Origin of the sequence: Burkholderia sp. AU28863 (genome assembly GCF_002223195.1) — a bacterium.
Taxonomy (GTDB): Bacteria; Pseudomonadota; Gammaproteobacteria; order Burkholderiales; family Burkholderiaceae; genus Burkholderia; species Burkholderia sola.
This window is the reverse complement of sequence record NZ_NKFE01000008.1, coordinates 665,419-678,765: the sequence shown is the minus strand read 5'-3', so window position 1 is coordinate 678,765 and position 13,347 is coordinate 665,419. Positions and strand designations below refer to the sequence as shown.

Annotated in this window: 17 protein-coding genes; 7 read left to right on the top strand and 10 right to left on the bottom strand. The window is 67.5% G+C overall.

What is annotated here, in order from left to right; all coding sequences use genetic code 11:
- Window positions 1–47 precede the first annotated feature (47 nt).
- Window positions 48–1,007 (bottom strand): AraC family transcriptional regulator, encoded by a 960-nt coding sequence (locus CFB81_RS32910; protein ID WP_069619990.1) that lies wholly within the window; start codon window positions 1,005–1,007, stop codon window positions 48–50.
- A gap of 239 nt (window positions 1,008–1,246) precedes the next feature.
- Between CFB81_RS32910 and CFB81_RS32905 the strand changes: the two genes are divergently transcribed.
- From CFB81_RS32905 to CFB81_RS32890, 4 genes are all read left to right on the top strand, one after another.
- Window positions 1,247–1,714 (top strand): hypothetical protein, encoded by a 468-nt coding sequence (locus tag CFB81_RS32905; RefSeq protein ID WP_089437931.1) that lies wholly within the window; start codon window positions 1,247–1,249, stop codon window positions 1,712–1,714.
- Between the two features lie 130 nt (window positions 1,715–1,844).
- Entirely contained in the window at window positions 1,845–2,318 is a 474-nt protein-coding gene (locus CFB81_RS32900; protein ID WP_089437930.1) for a universal stress protein, read from the top strand.
- Between the two features lie 76 nt (window positions 2,319–2,394).
- Window positions 2,395–2,670 (top strand): DUF1488 domain-containing protein, encoded by a 276-nt coding sequence (locus CFB81_RS32895; protein WP_089438173.1) that lies wholly within the window; start codon window positions 2,395–2,397, stop codon window positions 2,668–2,670.
- Between the two features lie 179 nt (window positions 2,671–2,849).
- Window positions 2,850–3,284: an Hsp20/alpha crystallin family protein gene (locus tag CFB81_RS32890; RefSeq protein ID WP_069619994.1), complete on the top strand. Its 435-nt coding sequence runs from the start codon at window positions 2,850–2,852 to the stop codon at window positions 3,282–3,284.
- A 104-nt stretch (window positions 3,285–3,388) separates the two neighbouring features.
- Here the strand turns inward: CFB81_RS32890 and CFB81_RS32885 are convergent, their stop codons facing one another.
- Complete coding sequence (locus CFB81_RS32885; protein ID WP_069619995.1) at window positions 3,389–4,054, bottom strand: nitroreductase family protein; 666 nt, start codon at window positions 4,052–4,054, stop codon at window positions 3,389–3,391.
- Window positions 4,055–4,284: 230 nt separating this feature from the next.
- Here CFB81_RS32885 and CFB81_RS32880 point away from each other — a divergent pair, with 230 nt between their 5' ends.
- Window positions 4,285–4,935, top strand: a complete 651-nt coding sequence (locus CFB81_RS32880) for a BON domain-containing protein (protein WP_089438172.1) — start codon at window positions 4,285–4,287, stop codon at window positions 4,933–4,935.
- Between the two features lie 474 nt (window positions 4,936–5,409).
- Here the strand turns inward: CFB81_RS32880 and CFB81_RS32875 are convergent, their stop codons facing one another.
- From CFB81_RS32875 to CFB81_RS32860, 4 genes are all read right to left on the bottom strand, one after another.
- Window positions 5,410–5,634: a hypothetical protein gene (locus tag CFB81_RS32875; RefSeq protein WP_089437929.1), complete on the bottom strand. Its 225-nt coding sequence runs from the start codon at window positions 5,632–5,634 to the stop codon at window positions 5,410–5,412.
- Between the two features lie 138 nt (window positions 5,635–5,772).
- Entirely contained in the window at window positions 5,773–6,762 is a 990-nt protein-coding gene (locus CFB81_RS32870; RefSeq protein WP_256976409.1) for a TIGR00730 family Rossman fold protein, read from the bottom strand.
- Window positions 6,763–6,764: 2 nt separating this feature from the next.
- Window positions 6,765–7,106, bottom strand: coding sequence for a c-type cytochrome (locus tag CFB81_RS32865; RefSeq protein ID WP_179234997.1), 342 nt, complete (start codon window positions 7,104–7,106; stop codon window positions 6,765–6,767).
- A gap of 48 nt (window positions 7,107–7,154) precedes the next feature.
- Window positions 7,155–8,156, bottom strand: a complete 1,002-nt coding sequence (locus CFB81_RS32860; RefSeq protein WP_069619999.1) for a nitroreductase family protein — start codon at window positions 8,154–8,156, stop codon at window positions 7,155–7,157.
- A gap of 172 nt (window positions 8,157–8,328) precedes the next feature.
- Here CFB81_RS32860 and CFB81_RS32855 point away from each other — a divergent pair, with 172 nt between their 5' ends.
- Window positions 8,329–9,318, top strand: coding sequence for a zinc-dependent alcohol dehydrogenase family protein (locus CFB81_RS32855; RefSeq protein WP_089437927.1), 990 nt, complete (start codon window positions 8,329–8,331; stop codon window positions 9,316–9,318).
- A gap of 24 nt (window positions 9,319–9,342) precedes the next feature.
- On the opposite strand, the gene fnr is transcribed toward CFB81_RS32855, so the two are convergent.
- Both fnr and CFB81_RS32845 read right to left on the bottom strand, forming a co-directional pair.
- The gene (gene fnr, locus CFB81_RS32850) at window positions 9,343–10,116 is read right to left on the bottom strand and encodes a fumarate/nitrate reduction transcriptional regulator Fnr (RefSeq protein ID WP_089437926.1); all 774 of its coding nucleotides are present in this window, start codon (window positions 10,114–10,116) and stop codon (window positions 9,343–9,345) included.
- Window positions 10,117–10,418: 302 nt separating this feature from the next.
- On the bottom strand, window positions 10,419–11,066 hold the full coding sequence (locus CFB81_RS32845; RefSeq protein WP_069620002.1) for a response regulator transcription factor: 648 nt from the start codon (window positions 11,064–11,066) through the stop codon (window positions 10,419–10,421).
- A 323-nt stretch (window positions 11,067–11,389) separates the two neighbouring features.
- Here CFB81_RS32845 and CFB81_RS32840 point away from each other — a divergent pair, with 323 nt between their 5' ends.
- Entirely contained in the window at window positions 11,390–11,860 is a 471-nt protein-coding gene (locus tag CFB81_RS32840; protein WP_089438170.1) for a universal stress protein, read from the top strand.
- Between the two features lie 46 nt (window positions 11,861–11,906).
- On the opposite strand, the gene CFB81_RS32835 is transcribed toward CFB81_RS32840, so the two are convergent.
- A complete protein-coding gene (locus CFB81_RS32835) occupies window positions 11,907–12,740 on the bottom strand; it encodes a universal stress protein (RefSeq protein WP_069620004.1) in 834 nt (277 codons plus the stop codon).
- Complete coding sequence (locus tag CFB81_RS32830; RefSeq protein WP_089437925.1) at window positions 12,737–13,240, bottom strand: universal stress protein; 504 nt, start codon at window positions 13,238–13,240, stop codon at window positions 12,737–12,739. The genes CFB81_RS32835 and CFB81_RS32830 overlap by 4 nt, the downstream gene beginning before the upstream one ends.
- Between the last annotated feature and the right edge of the window lie 107 nt (window positions 13,241–13,347).

Genomic DNA, 13,347 nt, shown 5'->3' with positions numbered 1-13,347 from the left:
CCGCGATTCCTGTGCGTTCGTCCCGCGCCGCGCGCCGCGACGGCCGGCTAGTGCAGGCGGGCTGCCGATGGCGACGCGTCGTCGCGGTCGCGGCGCCATGCGCCGGGTTGCATGCCCATCGTGCGCTTGAACGCATGCGCGAACGCCGACTCCGACTGATAGCCCACCAGTTCGCCCGCCCGTGAAATCGGCAAGCCTTGTTGCAGCAGGTCCGCCGCGAGCCGCATCCGCACCATCGTGACGAACTGCATCGGTGGATGGCCGGATGCTTCGCTGAAATGCTTGCAGAACGCGGTGCGCGACATGTTCGCGAACGCGGCCATCGATTCCGTGGTCCATGCGTCGGCCGGCGCGTCGATGATCGCGGCGACGAGCGTGCCGAAACCGGTCCGCTGCATCAGCGACGCGAGCCCGCTGGCGACGGTATCGTGCCCCGCGGCGTCCCGCACCGCGTAGAACAGCAGCAGTTCGACCAGCTTGTCGATCAGCGGGGACGGCGCGTCGACGCCATGACGCCCTTCGGCGCGAATCAGATCGAACAGCCCATGGATGCCGCGATAGGCGTCGTCGCCGCGCCGTACGATCAGGTATTCGGGAAAGAGCGACACGATCGCGCGCGACACGGTGGACTGGAATTCGATGAAACCGCAGGCGAGGCCGACGCTGCCGTCGATTGACGGGTCGAGCGGTTGCATCGACCCGCGTCGCTCGAGCGGATGGCTGCCCGCGACCGCACAGGCGTGCGGATTGACCGGGCTCGGCGACAAGCCGTGCGGCACGTCGCGCAGCAGAAAGACGGCTTCACCTTCGGCGACCGGGATGCTGTCGCGGCCGTCGGCGAAGTGCAGCCACGCCGATCCGTGAAGGAGGATGTGGAAGCTCGCTTTCGCACGGCCGGCGGTGGATGCCTGCCAGTCGCCGCAATACTGGCCGACGTGGAAAAGCTGGCTTTTCGGCTCCAGGCTGGACAGCAGCCAATGGACGACCTTGTCTGTTTGCGCGGACATTCCGATGCTGGAGGATGGGTGACGCGCCCATGCTACGGGCTGCGCCGCACCGCTCAAACCAAGGAATGGTGGAAAGCATTTTCTCGTGGCGACGAAGGGCAGTCCGCGATCGGCAACGCAGGGCGGCGATTGACGCAGGTCAATCGCATTCGCGCTGCCGGCAATACAGTGGACGCCGGCGCTCGCACAAGGCGGCGCCCGATGGCACGCGCGAGTCGCCGCGTGATGAGGCATGGGCAATGAAACATCTGACGTGGATCATCGGCGCCGCGCTCGCGCTGGGCGCTTGCGCCGGTGTAGGGCAGGGGGCGGCGTTCCGGTCGACCGAAACGCAATTGCAGGCGGCACGGGAGGCTGCCGCGCTGCAGTGTTCGACGCCGCCCGAATGCGACCGTGCATGGCAGCTCGCACGGGGCTACATCGACGCGCATTCGTCGACCCGTATCACGCGATTCAGCGCGGACAGGATCGAAACCGCGCAATCGCATTTCGCCGGAGAAGTGTATCTATGGGCGTCGCGCACGGTATCGGGCGACGGCGGCGCGGTGATCCGGCTCAAGGCGATGTGCAAGGGCATGTACGGCACCGATGGCGGCCCCGGCTGGCAATACGATGCATGCGCGTCGAAGATCCTTGAAATCGAGCGCGGTTTCGCGACGTACGAGCGCCCAACGGGCACGCCGACGCTGCCGGTCGACCCTCGATAACGGAGCGCCTCCCGCGTCGGCTCATATCGCTTCAAACCGTTGACTTCGGTCAACGCCGGTTTCCAGCGAGCGCTGATGATGAAACAACGCCGAACGCCACCGGCGCGTCCAGTCATCCAGCGAGGTCGGTATGTACACGAACATCATGGTCGCCGTCGACGGCAGTCCTTCTTCGAATCTGGCGCTTGAAGAGGGCTTGAAGGTTGCCCGGTCATGTGGCGCGCGCCTGTTCGCCGTTTTCGTCGTCGACCAATCGCTTCTGATCACGTACGCCGGACGCATGGACCCGGGTGCCCTGCTCGACGAGGTTCGGCGCGATGGCGCGGCCGTGTTGCGAAGCGCGGAGCGGGCCATCTCGCATGCGGCCGTCAACGGCGATACCGAAATCATCGAGACCGAACCCGGCGTGGATATCGCCGAGCGGCTGCAACGCTATGTCGTCGAACGGTCGATCGATCTCGCCGTGGTCGGCACGCACGGGCGGCGCGGCGTCCGCCGGCTGGTCCTCGGCAGCGTAGCCGAACGTTTCCTGCGCGGTTCGCGTTGTCCGGTCCTGCTCGTACGCGGCGACGATGCCGCGCCGGCTGCCGTCGCGGCAGCCTAGCGTCGCCGTGCCCGATAACGGGTCCGGCCGCCCGGGTCGGGCGACGGTCGGCACGCAACCTGCCCAGGGGATCGTCATGCAGATAACTTTTCCTTCCGAACCGCCGACGTATTGCGGTCAAGACCCGGCACTGGCCTTTCCGGCCGTGGTCGAAGGCCGACGCGTGCGCTGCGCGATCACCGCGGAAGCGCTGGAAGATCACTTTCGGGCGGCATCGCCGCGCGAACAGGATCTTGTCGACGCATTCGCGCACCATCGCTCCGCGATCGAACGCGCGGCGCGCTGCCTGCTCGAGGAAATGGACGGCAGGCCGATCCTGCTTCACAGCGGATTTTTCCGGTTCTGTACGTGATCGCCGTGGGTCATTGACGCGTATCAAGCGCGTGACGGTGTGAGCGGATACGCTGATTTCGAAGGGATCCTTCGTCCGTTGCGCGGCACGCGATGCCGCGCCAGTCCGATCCGCATCACGGCACCGCGCTGGCCGGACGAAAGCGCTGCTGCATGTCAACCGTACGAGGAGTGCGAACCATGACCCACCTCACGCGTTACGATCCGTTTTCGATCGAACCCGTCTCCGACCTGTTTCAGGGGCTGTTCAGGCCGCTGCGCGGCGTGGCGACGACGGACGAACCCGATCTTGCGTCGATGAAGATCGACGTGACGGAAAGCGACAATGCCTACAAGGTCAATGCGGAGTTGCCGGGCGTCGCGAAGGAGGATATCGATGTCCAGGTGACGGGCCGAACCGTCACGATCAACGCGAAGGTCGAGCGCAACAACGAGCAGAAGGATGGCGAGCGCGTGATCCGGCGCGAGCGCTACAGCGGCGCGATCGGCCGGTCGTTCTCGCTGTCTGGCGAGATCGACGACGCGAACGCGACGGCGACGTATCAGGACGGCGTGCTGTCGCTGACGCTGCCGAAGAAGGCGCCGGTCGGGCAGAAGAAGCTGACGATCAGCTGATCGGGAGGCAGACGCCGGGCGACGCGGGGCACGCGTCGCTCGAAGGGAGGATGACGGCGCGCGGAGCCATCCGCGCGCCGTTTCTTTCAACCGTCCACGTGCGCTCACGCCGCCGATACCGTCCCGCCGGCACGGTATCCGACGGTCTGCGCGAGGATCGGCAGTTCGTCCTCATTCAGCCGCAACGCGTCGGCGAGCACGCGATGATTGATCCAGCCGCGCACGACCGTGCCGAGGCCGGCTGCCGCACAGTAGAGCGAAACGTTCTGTGCGATGGCGCCCGCCGCGATGGCCGAGAACACGTCGCGTTGCGGCGGCGGCATGTCGAGGATCGCGGCGGTCCGCACTACGTAGACGAGATCGAGTGGCGCGCGGCCCACGAAGTCCTGGTACCCCGTCAGGTTGCGTGCATCGGCCGCGTGTTTCAGCACGAGCCGATGCGCGGGCGCGTCGTAGCGGTAAACGCCGTGCGGCAGCGCGACGTAGAGGTCGATTTCATTGAACGCGTGCGCGGACGGCGCCGTACGACCGCCGCTTGCCGGCCGGTTGATGCCGTCCGCGGCCCACAGCAATTCGCCGAGCGTCGCAGGCGAGAGCGGCGTGGCGGTGAATTCGCGTGAACTCATTCTCGTTGCGAGTGCCGTCATCAACGGCGTGCCGCCGTCGAGGGTCGGGCGCGGCAGATCGATGATGGCCGGCGACGCCCCTTGCGGCGGCGCCGGCAGCGCCGGAGGCGCCGGCGAATAGGCCAACAGTTGCTGTTCCGTCATGTGAATCTCCTTCGGGCATCGCTGCGCGAGCCGGACACGTCGCGCATCGGCGATCTCACGATAAGACGGCCGGGCCGCACCGGCTTGACCTTCGTCAAGCGACCCATGCACGAGCCGCGAAGCCCGGCACAGGGCATCCGTTGACCTGCATCAGCAACGCGGGGCCGCGCGTGTGCAAATCTGGCCGTGTACGGCGGACAAGCGCGCCGCGGCTCACGGGAGTGCAGACGATGAAAACCGACAAGCAGTTGAAACAGGACGTTCAGGACGAGCTGGAATCCGACCCGGCAATCGACGCGACACGAATCGGTGTCGAGGTGTCCGACCGGATCGTGACGCTTTCGGGTCACCCGCCGAGCTATGCGGAGAAACTCGCGATCGAGCGTGCGGCGAACCGCGTGGCCGGTGTCAAGGCGCTCGTCGTCGACATGACCGTGCATCTGCCGAACGACGACGTCCGCACCGACGAGGACATCGCGAATGCCGTGCGCTCGGTGCTGCACTGGACGGTCGGGCTGCATGACGACGCGGTCAAGGTGCAGGTCGAGCACGGCTGGATCACGCTGTCCGGCCGGGTCGAATGGGCATATCAGAGCCATCTGGCCGTGCGCGCGATCTCGCAGATGCGCAGCGTGACCGGCGTGACCGACCGCATCGTCGTGCAGGGGGCGGTCGGCTCGGCCGACATCGGCGGCAGCATCAAGCGCGCGATCATGCGCCACGCGGAGCGCGAGGCGAAACACATCGCGATCGAGGTGCGTGACGGCACCGTCCGGTTGTCCGGCAAGGTCGGCTCGTTCTCCGAACGCAAGGCCGTGCGCGGCGCCGCGTGGTCGGCGCGGGGCGTGCGCGCCGTCGTCGACGACCTGGTCGTCGAGTAAGGTTGTCGGACAGAAGCCGACCGCTTCTCCCGGCTCGACGCGATGCGCGTGGCGGCCGCCCATCTTCAAGCGTCTAGCCGCCCATCCTTTTCCGCGCGGGCGGCGATGACGCGGAACGCATGCCGTGCTCGCCATTCCGCTGGACGTGATGCGCAACGGCATCGGTCACGGTCGGAAAGAAGCTGGCCGCGCCGAACACGTCGAACAGCCCGTAGGCGCGCAGGCGATCCTTCACCGGCCCCTACCAGCACGGCGGAAAGCGCGATGCCCGCATAGAGATCGCGCGATAACCATGCACACCGATAGTTCGCGAGCAACGCCCCACCGGGAACATGCGTGCGATGCGTCCGGAGCGGAGCAGGTTCATCGCCGCTTCATTCAGCGGATATCCGGGCAAAAGGGGCGGCCCGATCCGTGAGGGCCAGTTCATCGGCATTGAGTCGGCGCGCGGCACGGCTTCGATCGCGCCCGGTTTCATGCAGCCTTGAGCGCCGAACGTTGCAGCGCCTGCGCGAAGCGGGCGAGCGTGGCGATCGATCCCGTCACGCTTTCGTACCGTTCCCGTCCGATCTGGCCGTCGAGGATCACGAGCATGCCGGCATCGCGGGCGAGGGTGACCAATGCCGGCGTGTCGAGCGCTGCTGCATCGGACCGACCGGACGGATTGCCCGAATCGGCAGGCTGGGTAGCGTGTGACATGACGTCTCTCCTGAGGGCTCGCGATCGGTATGCCGGGAGCCGTTATCCGTGATTTCAGTATCGTTGGCGTGCATGCGCGATTCAATCGGCGTGTCCCGAAGTTGTAGTAGGAATCGAGCGGAGGCCGTCGGCGGATTCCTACACGGCGGACGGCTTCGGCGAAGGGCTTCGTCGGGCCGCCCGCCCGGCGCGGCACCGTGCATACCAGGATCCGATCGCGTGCCAGATATCGGCGGCGGATTCGCAGTAGGTGAACAGTTCGAGGTCGCGGCGGTCGATCATCCCTTCGTCCGCGAGAAACGCCAGATCGACGGCACGCCGCCAGTACGCTTCGCCGACCAGGACAACCGGCAGCGGCGCGATCTTGCGCGTCTGCAGCAGCGTCAGGACCTCGAACAGTTCGTCGAACGTGCCGTATCCGCCGGGGAAAAACACGGCTGCCTTGGCGCGCTCGAGCAGGTGAAGCTTGCGAATCGCGAAGTAGTGGAACCGGAAGCACAGATCCGGCGTGATGTACGGATTCGGCGCCTGTTCGTGCGGCAGCTCGATATTGAAGCCGATGCTCGGGGCGCCGCGCTCGTAGGCGCCGCGATTGGCGGCCTCCATGATGCCGGGGCCACCGCCCGTGACGATTGCGAGGCGCGCCGTACGCGCGCGCCGGTCGGCATGACCGACGATACGGCCGAATTCGCGTGCGACGCGGTAGTACGCGCTGTGCTCGAGGAGACGGCTGGCGACCGCGACGGCACGACGCCGGCCCGGGTCACGCGGACGCAGCGCGAGCAGGCGGTTCGCTTCGGCGAGCCGTGCGTTCGCGACGGCGGGCGCGACGATGCGCGTGCTGCCGTAGATCACGACGGCATGGCCGATACGCTCGTGTTGCAGGCGCGCTTCGGCGTTCCAGTAGTCGAGCTGCAGCCGGATACCGCGCATGGTCGCGCGATGCAGCAACGACGTGTCCGCGTCGCCGGGCGTGCAGTCCGGATGGCTGGCGAGATGCCGCCCTCGACGAGACGGCCGCGGGATGTCGTCGAGGCTGGCGGGCGATTCGGGCCGGGCGCGTACCCGCTTGCCGCGCGCGCCGCCGCGCGCCATGCCGGCAGGAGCGCGTTTGACTATCGTGCGCACGGTCACTGACTCAACACCCATTGGACGAGCTGATGCGCGTCGTCGGCAGACAGCGGCCCGCCGCGATCGATCGCGGACGGCATCGGCGTGTCGCCCCAATGCGCGGGGCCGCCGACGCGCAACTTGCGTTCCAGTTCGGCGGCCGCGTGAGGATCGCCGCGGTAGCGCGCGGCGATGTCGTGGAACGACGGCCCGAGGAACGTCATGTCGGGCGTGTGGCAGAACATGCAGTGCTGCGCATTGACGAGCTCGGTCGGCTCGGGCACGGTCGTTTGCGCGACCGCCGTTCCGGCCATGGCAGCGAGCAGAAAGAAAGAGAAAGCGGAGCAGCGCGTGATGTTCATGTTTTCCTCGTCCGGAGCGGAATGCGCGCGGCGCGTCGCCGGTTGCGCTCAGGAGATCACTTCGCCGAGCGGGCGACGGGGCGAATGCGGCGTGTGCGGGCCGCGGCCCACCCGCAGCAGCAACTGCGGCTCGCCGTGTAGCCCGAGCATCCGGCCCAGGTCGGCACGCAGCGCGGCCGTCTCGATCGGCTGGTTCAGGTACGACGCCGTATAGCCCGCGCGCGCCGCGACGAGCAGGATCCGCTCCAGCGCCTGGCCCGCGGCCAGCCACGCTTCGCGGTCGTCGCGCACGGTCGACAGGCACACGATCAAAGGCGATGCGCCGACGAGCTGATGATGGAGCGCGGCCAGCCCGTTGCCGAGATCGAACGTTCGCACCGCCATCGTCACGACAGGCGCCGCGAAGTCCAGCAGCGTCGGCACGCCGGCCGCGAATGCCGGCATGCCGTCGACGCGCCGGCGCGGATCGATCCAGCTCGCCAGTTCGCGGCGGAAGCGCGGATCCGCGAACTGCTGCTGGTCGGCCTGCGCAACCAGTTCGGCGACCCGTGCGCGGCGTGCGGTCGAGTCGATGCACGCGACCTCGGCGCCTTCCGCGACACCGGCCGCGATCAGCTCGCGCTGAATCTCGTCGGGCACCGCGGTAGATTCGAACGGCGCGCGCGTCGTGACGCGGTCCTGGATCGCGTCGAACAGCCCGCCGAGAGACGGATCGGAATAGCCGTCGTCGCAGACGCGGACCAGCGCAAGGAGATCGGGGTCGACCTCGGACGGAAACGTGCTGATCGTGTGGGCGAGGCCGGCGTGATCGAGCGCGACGCGCAGGTTGAGCAATGCCGCGCCGCAACTGATGATCAGTTCGCGGTCGAACGGATCGACCACGGGCAACGCGCGGACCCGGTCCGCACAGACAGCGATCGTGGCGCCGTTGACGATGAACCGCCACGGCTGCGAATTGTGGCTGGACGGAGCCAGCACCGCGTACGCCAACAGCGACTTCAATTGATCGTCGACATGGGCGCTTGCGGCAAGCGGGGGAACGGATATCATTCGATCATCTCCTGGCACGCCGCGCGGGCGGCGTCATGCCACCTCATCGTGTCAGCAACCGTCCGGCAGCCGTTGACCCACATCAAGCGCCCGTCACCGGGCCATGCGCGCGCGATGCGCCGGGATTAGCCTTGGACAGCGAAGCACGAAGACGACCGAGCGGGAGGCGAGCATGCTTGCGATGATGTTTGACGGCACGACACCGTATTTGCGCGAGGCGCACATGCCGGATCCGCTGCCGGCGCCGGGCCAGCTGCTGATCGACGTGCACGCATGCGGTGTCTGTCGAACCGATCTGCACGTCGTCGACGGCGAGCTCGCGCACCCGAAGCTGCCGCTGGTGCCGGGGCACGAAATCGTGGGAACGGTGCGCGTGCTCGGCGAGGGCGTGACGGGGTTCTCCGTCGGCGACCGGATCGGCGTTCCGTGGCTCGGCTCGACATGCGGGCATTGCGCGTATTGCGTATCCGGCCGAGAAAACCTGTGCGACAGCCCGGGTTTCACGGGCTATACGATCGACGGCGGGTATGCCGAGTGCACGGTCGCCGACCACCGGTATTGCGTGCACCTGCCGCAACGCTATTCCGATCTGGAAGCCGCGCCGTTGCTGTGCGCGGGCCTGATCGGCTATCGAACCTTGCGCATGGCCGGCGACGCGCGTCGCATCGGCATCTACGGCTTCGGCGCGGCCGCTCATCTCGTCGCGCAGGTCGCGCATGCCGAGGGGCGCAAGGTGTTCGCGCTGACGAAACCGGGCGATACCGCGGCACAACAGCTCGCGCTGTCGCTCGGCGCCGCGTGGGCCGGTGGCAGCGACGAAACACCGCCGGAAACGCTCGACGCCGCGCTCATTTTCGCGCCGGCGGGCACGCTGGTGCCGGCCGCGCTGCGCGCCGTCGGCAAAGGCGGGATTGTCGTATGCGGCGGCATTCACATGAGCGATATCCCGAGCTTTCCGTACGCGTGGCTGTGGGGCGAGCGCCGGATCGCATCGGTCGCCAACCTGACGCGTGCCGATGCGGTCGAATTCATGCGGATCGCCGCCGCGATGCCGCTGCGGGTCGAGGCCGTGCGCTACGCGCTGACCGATGCGAATCGCGCACTGGACGATCTGCGCAGGGGCCGCGTGTCCGGCGCCGCCGTGCTCGGCATGCGCGATTGATCCCGCCCGGTTCGCGCGATCCACTCAGATGCGCCCGAGGCCTTCCGGATCGACGATGCGGATCTGCTTGCCTTGCGCGGCGACGAGCCCGTCACGCTGGAACTTCGACAGCATGCGGCTGACCGTTTCGAGCTTCATCCCGAGATACTCGCCGATCTCGTCGCGCGTCATCCGCAGCACGAATTCGGCGGCCGAGTAGCCGCGCGCCTTGAAGCGGGTGGACAGGTTCAGCAGGAAGGCGGCCACGCGCTGCTCGGCGGTCATCGTGCCGAGCAGCACCATCAGCGCCGATTCGCGGACGATTTCGCCGCTCATCATCTGATACACGTGATGCTGCATCGGCCGCACTTCGCGACACATCTGCTCGAGCTGGCCGAACGGAATGATGCAGACCGTACTGTCCTCGAGCGCGATCGCATCGCCGTTGTGCCGTCCGGTATGCACGCCGTCGAGCCCGAGCGCTTCGCCGACGATCTGGAAGCCGGTGATCTGCTCGTCGCCGTCGCGATGCATCATCACGGTCTTGAACGATCCGGTTCTGACCGCATAGATGCTGTGGAAAGTGTCGTCCGCGCGAAACAGCGTTTCACCGCGTTTGACGTGGCGCGTCGTGCAGATCATCGCGTCGACCCGGGCGAACTCGTCGGGCGTCATTTCCCGCGGCATGCAAACGGTGCGCAGCGTGCAGGACGAGCAGCGGGACGACGTGCGCTTCGGCTGGTCCGCCCGCGCGACGGGATGCAGCGGAATGAACGGGTGCAACGGCGCCGTCGTCGTGGTTTCGGCATGGCTCTGCATGATCTGCTCCGGTTGGGGCGGCAGCGGATCGCGTCGTCGCGGTTGCGCTGGCCGTCGTACAGGCGGACAGGCACGTCGCCGCCTGGTTGGTCGAATCGGCGCCCACCGGATCGGCGGGCCGACGATGCAGTCGCGACGGGACGGCAAGGCCGGGCAGCTCCGGAAGGCACGCCGGTGTGTTGTTCTTGATCGGAGTATGGACAGCCGGACGCTTGATTGAAATCAGCGGAAATTGAAGATGCGGTAGGTGATAGCGAAGGTTTGTAGGACGATTCCTACAACGGTGCGGCGGGTTGTCGCGGTCAGAGTTCGTCAGGATCGTCGAACAGCTTGTGGCGCATCGCGTACCGGACGAGCGCCGTATCGTTGGCCATCTGCATTTTCTCGAGGATTCGCGTCTTGTAGGTGCTCACGGTCTTGACGCTCACGCACAGCGCCCGCGCGATCTCGGAAATGGACTCGCCGGAGGTCACGCGCCGGAACACGTCGAATTCGCGATCGGACAGCCGTTGATGCGGCAACAGGTCGGTCGGCTCGTTGAGGCTTTGCGCGAATTGCTCCGCCATCGACAGGCTGACGTACACGCCGCCGCCGGCAATTTTCGTCAGCGCGGCCACCAGCTCCGCGCTTGCGCTTTCCTTGGTCATGTAGCCCGATGCGCCGGCGCGGAACGCACGCACCGCATATTGCTGCTCGGCATGCATCGTCAACACCAGGATGTGCAGCGCCGGTTTCTCGTCCTTGATCTGCTTGATGAGTTCGATGCCGTTGCGGCCGGGCATCGACAGGTCGAGCACCAGTACCTCGGCCTCGGTGCCGCGCGTCAGCGCGATCGTCGACGCACTGTCGCTGGCTTCTCCCGCCACGACGAAGTCGCGCGCGTTCTGCAGGATGTGCCGCAGGCCGTCCCGGACGAGCGTGTGGTCGTCCGCAATGAGTACCCTGATCATGGCGTGCATCCTTTGCCGGCTCGCGCGGGGCAGGCGCCCGCCGGCGTTCGTCGATCCGGCTCCGACCGGAGCGTTGCAATCGTCCGATTCCGGACGGCGGACAGGATGGCGGCCGTCGATGACCGGACGATGTCTCTTCAAAGGGTCGCATCGAAAGCATGTCCGATGCGCCGAAATTGTGCGCGTTTTGCCGGTATTCGCCAATCGGGACCGATGCGTACGTCCGTTGCCGTGCGGGCTTGACCGACGTCAACCGGACGATGTGCGTCGCGCCCAGACTGGTGGGCATGCCGATCGACACCGAACGGCAACAGGGAGGCTTTATGTATGCACGAATCTTTGCGGCCCTCGACGGCAGCCGCGGCTCGCGGCTCGCGCTCGACGAGGCGATCGCGCTCGCCCGCGCGTCGGGCGGCTTGATCGTCGCCGTGTGCGTGGTATCGGACGCGCCGCGGCTGATGGACGTCGACAGCGGCTATATCGGCCGGCGCGACCCGGCCGGGCTGGACGCGGACAAGGCCGCGGTCGCGGTGGCGGATGCCGAGACGGCGTTCCGGCTGTGCGGCGTGCGCGGCACGGTGCATGCGATCGACGCGTGCGGAGAGGACGTGTCGTCGGTGCTGGCGCGAGCGGCCGCCGAATGCGACGCGGACTTGATCGTGATGGGCACGCATGGCCGTCGCGGCATGCGCCGCGCGTTGCTCGGCAGCGTCGCCGAGTCGCTGGTGCGCACCGCCGACCGGCCGGTGCTGGTCGTGCGGGAGGGGCTGGGCGCGGGTGCGGCCGTGTTGTGACGAAAGCGGGCAGCCTCGACCGGCTGCCCGATACCCGCCCGCCGGTTCAGTGAGACAGCAGCACCGGCACCGTCATCGTCTCGAGGATCGTGCGCGTGGCTCCGCCCAGCACGCGCTCGTGGGCGCGGGTATGGCTGTACAGGCCCATGACGAGCAGGTCCGCATGCACGTCGGTCACGCGGTTCAGCAGCGTCCCGCCCACGCCGACCGACCGCTCGCGCGGCGTCGTCGAGAACGACGCGCGAACGCCGTGTCGTTCGAGATACGCGGCGACGTCGACGCCGGCAGGCGTGCTGTCCGGATCGGGTTGTCCGCGGACGACCGTCTCGACGTTGACGAAGCGAGCGCGGGCGAGCAGCGGCAGCGCGTCGGCCATCGCACGCGCGGCCTCGCGCCCGCCGTCCCAGCCGATCAGCACGTTCTCGCCGAACGTGCGCACGTCGCCCGCATACGGCACGACGATCGCCGGACGGCCGCTGCCGATCACGACATCCTCGACGAAATGGCGCGCCACGTACGTCATGCGATCGTCCGGATCTTCCTGGCCGAGCACCAGCAGATCGGCGTGGCGCGCGTGCAGGATCGCGGCATCGATCGCATTGCCCGCCGGCGCCTGCCATTCGACGCTGCGTCCGGCGCGTTCGGCGGCCGTCAGGAAGCGTTCTTCCGCCTCCTTGCGCCGCTGGTCGCAGAGGCGCTCGTAGACGGCCAGCTTGAGCGGTTCGTCGGGCCGGCGCAACGGCTCGAAGAGATCCTGGCAGACCAGGTAGAGGCCGATCAAGTGCGCGTTCCAGCGTCCCGCGAGCTGGAGCGCGAGGTCGACGCGCGTCGCACAGCGATCGCTGTCGTCGAGGTGGACGAGCAGGGTCTTGTAGCTCATGACGGCTCCTTTGCGGTGAAAGCGGCGGTGACGTCGGCGGATGCCTTCGCTGCGCAGCTCGCCGGAATCATCAGGACCGGGCATCGGGCCTGGCGCAGCACGCGTTCGGCCACGCTGCCGAGGAAGAGGCGCCGAAAGCCGCGCCGGCCGTGCGTGCCGATCACGATCAGATCGGCACCGATCTCGCCCGCGACGCCGACGATCCGGTGCGGGACGTCTTCGCCTGCCGGCGCGACGTTGGAGATCTGCGGCGTGCCGGCCACGTCGCGCGCCTTCATGCGCCGCGCGGCGTCGTCGATCACGCGCAATCCTTCTTCACGGAATGAATCGACCAGGATCGACGGATCGTATCCGTACATGTCGTAGGCCGGCGCGAGGAAATCGACGACGTAGACGGGTGTGAGCCGCGCACCCGTTTGCGCCGCGAGCGCCAGCGCGGCGTCGAGTGCACGGGACGACGTGTCGCTGCCGTCGAGTGCCACCAGAATGTTCGAGTACATGGCATGTCCCTTGAACGGATGTGGATGAAGCCATCATCGGCGCATACACGCCGATGGCGCTGATCTGGATCAAGCGTCCGGGCTGCCGCGCAGCACGCCCATCGCGG

Bases quoted from the DNA above. Each gene is read 5' to 3' on its own strand.
- CFB81_RS32910 (WP_069619990.1), bottom strand. From the start codon at position 1,007: ATGTCCGCGCAAACAGACAAGGTCGTCCATTGGCTGCTGTCCAGCCTG.
- CFB81_RS32905 (WP_089437931.1), top strand. From the start codon at position 1,247: ATGAAACATCTGACGTGGATCATCGGCGCCGCGCTCGCGCTGGGCGCT.
- CFB81_RS32900 (WP_089437930.1), top strand. From the start codon at position 1,845: ATGTACACGAACATCATGGTCGCCGTCGACGGCAGTCCTTCTTCGAAT.
- CFB81_RS32895 (WP_089438173.1), top strand. From the start codon at position 2,395: ATGCAGATAACTTTTCCTTCCGAACCGCCGACGTATTGCGGTCAAGAC.
- CFB81_RS32890 (WP_069619994.1), top strand. From the start codon at position 2,850: ATGACCCACCTCACGCGTTACGATCCGTTTTCGATCGAACCCGTCTCC.
- CFB81_RS32885 (WP_069619995.1), bottom strand. From the start codon at position 4,054: ATGACGGAACAGCAACTGTTGGCCTATTCGCCGGCGCCTCCGGCGCTG.
- CFB81_RS32880 (WP_089438172.1), top strand. From the start codon at position 4,285: ATGAAAACCGACAAGCAGTTGAAACAGGACGTTCAGGACGAGCTGGAA.
- CFB81_RS32875 (WP_089437929.1), bottom strand. From the start codon at position 5,634: ATGTCACACGCTACCCAGCCTGCCGATTCGGGCAATCCGTCCGGTCGG.
- CFB81_RS32865 (WP_179234997.1), bottom strand. From the start codon at position 7,106: ATGAACATCACGCGCTGCTCCGCTTTCTCTTTCTTTCTGCTCGCTGCC.
- CFB81_RS32860 (WP_069619999.1), bottom strand. From the start codon at position 8,156: ATGATATCCGTTCCCCCGCTTGCCGCAAGCGCCCATGTCGACGATCAA.
- CFB81_RS32855 (WP_089437927.1), top strand. From the start codon at position 8,329: ATGCTTGCGATGATGTTTGACGGCACGACACCGTATTTGCGCGAGGCG.
- fnr (WP_089437926.1), bottom strand. From the start codon at position 10,116: ATGCAGAGCCATGCCGAAACCACGACGACGGCGCCGTTGCACCCGTTC.
- CFB81_RS32845 (WP_069620002.1), bottom strand. From the start codon at position 11,066: ATGATCAGGGTACTCATTGCGGACGACCACACGCTCGTCCGGGACGGC.
- CFB81_RS32840 (WP_089438170.1), top strand. From the start codon at position 11,390: ATGTATGCACGAATCTTTGCGGCCCTCGACGGCAGCCGCGGCTCGCGG.
- CFB81_RS32835 (WP_069620004.1), bottom strand. From the start codon at position 12,740: ATGAGCTACAAGACCCTGCTCGTCCACCTCGACGACAGCGATCGCTGT.
- CFB81_RS32830 (WP_089437925.1), bottom strand. From the start codon at position 13,240: ATGTACTCGAACATTCTGGTGGCACTCGACGGCAGCGACACGTCGTCC.